At 63.7% G+C, this 2,769-nt stretch carries 5 protein-coding genes and 1 pseudogene; all 6 read right to left on the bottom strand.

The window, feature by feature from the left end:
• Positions 1 to 398 (bottom strand): annotated as a pseudogene (locus ACV1FX_RS41565) (phage tail protein); the annotation flags it as partial.
• An 83-nt stretch (positions 399 to 481) separates the two neighbouring features.
• Positions 482 to 883, bottom strand: a complete 402-nt coding sequence (locus ACV1FX_RS41570; protein WP_473123259.1) for a hypothetical protein — start codon at positions 881 to 883, stop codon at positions 482 to 484.
• A complete protein-coding gene (locus tag ACV1FX_RS41575; RefSeq protein WP_473123260.1) occupies positions 876 to 1,130 on the bottom strand; it encodes a hypothetical protein in 255 nt (84 codons plus the stop codon). The genes ACV1FX_RS41570 and ACV1FX_RS41575 overlap by 8 nt, the downstream gene beginning before the upstream one ends.
• Positions 1,131 to 1,208: 78 nt before the next feature.
• Positions 1,209 to 1,553: a hypothetical protein gene (locus ACV1FX_RS41580; RefSeq protein ID WP_473123261.1), complete on the bottom strand. Its 345-nt coding sequence runs from the start codon at positions 1,551 to 1,553 to the stop codon at positions 1,209 to 1,211.
• A 59-nt stretch (positions 1,554 to 1,612) separates the two neighbouring features.
• On the bottom strand, positions 1,613 to 2,065 hold the full coding sequence (locus tag ACV1FX_RS41585; protein WP_473123262.1) for a DUF5681 domain-containing protein: 453 nt from the start codon (positions 2,063 to 2,065) through the stop codon (positions 1,613 to 1,615).
• A 53-nt stretch (positions 2,066 to 2,118) separates the two neighbouring features.
• Positions 2,119 to 2,769 (bottom strand): hypothetical protein (locus ACV1FX_RS41590; protein ID WP_473123263.1); only part of this gene is annotated, 651 nt, incomplete at its 5' end.

Here is a 2,769-nt window from a genome sequence, read left to right on the forward strand (position 1 = left end):
CCGATGTAATCGAGCATGCCCCCGAGCGGCACATTGTAGGGATTGCCGTAGAAGCCTTGCAGATAGAACGCGCCGTCCGCGTTGTTATAAAGCGCGGTATAGGGGGTGCCCTGGATGAGGACGCCGGCCATCAGTTCGGCGTTCGGCGCCGATCGCAATGCCTTCGCGCCGAGGCCGTCGACATTGAGCGTGACAGGGCCTGCGCCGTTCGTGGCATGCGGCGTGAAGGCGATCACCTGTCCCGACAGGTGCGCCAACGTGTCAAACTGGCTGTAGCTGGAGACTGCATAGGCGGTTGACGTGCCGGTGGTTGCGATCGCGCCTGCGATGTCATCGCGGTATTTCGCAGTCGAAGCCATCATGGCGCGCGCCGAATCGTTGATCTGAGAAGGCGCCATGCCCTCCGGCCAAGCGATGAAAGGATCGGAGTTGGCGTTGGCGCCAGGGCTTTGAGACCAAGTGTAAAAACCACCCCCGCTCATCAGGCGAACTCCATCGACTTGACAACAACGGGATAGGTCCGAACTACTCGGCGGCTATCCACGCGCAGCGGCAGCGGGTCCATCCTCCAATGCTTCGCGGCATCAAACGGCGCGCTATCCTCGTTCTCGATCGGCAGCCACGCGCCGCGCGCGTCATGCTCTGGCCGGAACGTTGTGATGGCGCCGTGCGGGCCAACAACAAGCTCACCATTCGCGACAAGGGCGAACTGTTGCTGCTGCTCTGGCTCGAGCCCATCAGCGCGTAAAGCCGCGAGAAGAGCCTGCCGGACATACTCGGCCGGCTTCTGAAGCCTCCGCGAGGCCGCACGCTCGACAAGCGCCACAATGGCGCTCGGGCAGCGGAGCCCCATGCTGCTGTCAAAGCGGGCTGCCTCAGCCATTGGTGTTCTCCGGGAGCAACTTCACAAAGGCGAACCCGGCATCGGCCTCCGTACGGGCAAGAGCTGCAAGAAGCTCCCCAATGCTGAGGGAGCCAAGCGCAGTGTGGGTCTGAAGCCACACGGCGAGATAGTTCAATTCGGAGTCGTTGAGCTTCGTGAGCGGCGCACTCGCCGTGGGCGCGGCCATCTGAACGGGCGGTGCATTGTCCTGCTGCTCGTTCCAGGTGGCGAGGTCGATCGGCTGCATGTGCGTCTCCTACGGGGCTTGTTGAACGTTGTAGGAGCGACCGTAGGCGGGAGATCATGCGAAAAGGTTTCGGCCTGATCAGCCGTGCACCGGCAACTCTGCGACCACGCCAACCTGCTTGTACCGCCCGAGATGACGCAACCACCCACGCCGGCCGAAGAACCGCACGGCCCGGCATCCCTCAGCCTTCGCATAGGCCTCGATCTGATCGAGCAGCGGGAGCCACTGAGATGGATTGCGACCGCCGCACGCCACGATGACGCACACAGAGCCGCCATCGCACTGGGAGAGCTCCGTGGCCGCCGCGGCAGCGATCTGAGAGCCATCCCATGCAAGCCAGAGCAGCGCGCGACCGTCGATCAGACTGCGCTCAAGGGCCTTCCAGGAGGCCAGGCGCGTGCGCGTGACGGCTGGCCGGAGCATGCTCGCCACTCCAGGCAGAACCGCCGCGGCATCTGCCGGAGGTACGCAAACGAGGTCCACTACCGGCGCTCCCTGAGCGCGTCGCGGATCATGCCGGCAATTTCCTGAGGCGACCGCTCACCCGCATCGGGGATACCATCCCGGACCGCTCCGAGCAGCTCCCGCATGATCAGGTTATCTGCCGGCGCTATCGCAGGGGCAACCACATTGCCGCCTTCATCGCGCTCCGGAGGCTGCACAATCACGCGCTCGATTTGGTTCACCACCCGGAAACCTTCGTCACCATCGTCGTTGGTGATCGCCTGGGCAGGCTTGCCGTCGAGGACATCGCGAATGAAGGTCGCGGCCTGCAAGTCGCCAGCCTCGGCGCGTTTGAGGACCTTCGCTGCGATAGTCCGCAAGGCCTTGTGGTCGATCCCGGCGGCAGCGATCTCCAGCTTGAGCGCGTCCCGAAAGGGCTTCTCCGCCCTGCGACCTCGCGGGTTGCCTGATTGCCCCTTAACGAATGGCATTCTGATCTCCTGTTGCTAGCAACATGCAACTGATTGAGTTGCCTTGATGTTTCCTAGGCGTCTTCGCGATCGTGCCGCGGCGGTTGCAGAGCGTCCCGCTGGGCCATGTCTCGCCTACAGGTGAGGCTCAATGCGAGCGGCGAGGACGGCGGCGATCTGCCGGCGTCGACATATTCGCGCCGCGTGCGGGCTTCAGCGGCCCGGAGAGCCTTACGGTTATCGATCACAGCCATGATGGAACGATGATCACGCTCGTCTTGGGGACCGCGCATCTCGTGGTCCAGCAAGACCCTGAAGCGGATATTGATGCGCTGGCGCTCATCCACGGTTGGCTGATGCGGCTTGAGTGTCACGTCCCTGGCGGTCTGAAGCCTCTTCGCCTCCTTCTGCACCGGCTCGAGCGCAGCGACGGCGAGTTGATGCACGCGCGCGGTCGTTGGGGCAAAGTCAGGGTTCAGTCCGTTGACAAGACCGCGCACAACGTCATGACAAGCTTGTTGCACTGCCCAGACCGGCAGGTCGCTCAGCGCCGCCATGTAGTCCTTAAGCTTGGCCCGAGGATCCGCCGCACGCATGCCCATGTCTGACAACATCGTGGTCACGGCGCGCGCAGCTGCCTCTCGCTCGGCCATCGCGCGATCGAAGGGCAGCAACGCTCGGCGGATCTCTTCCAAGCGATGCGCGATTTCCCGGCGCAGCTCGGG

Source organism: Bradyrhizobium ingae (assembly GCF_055791185.1).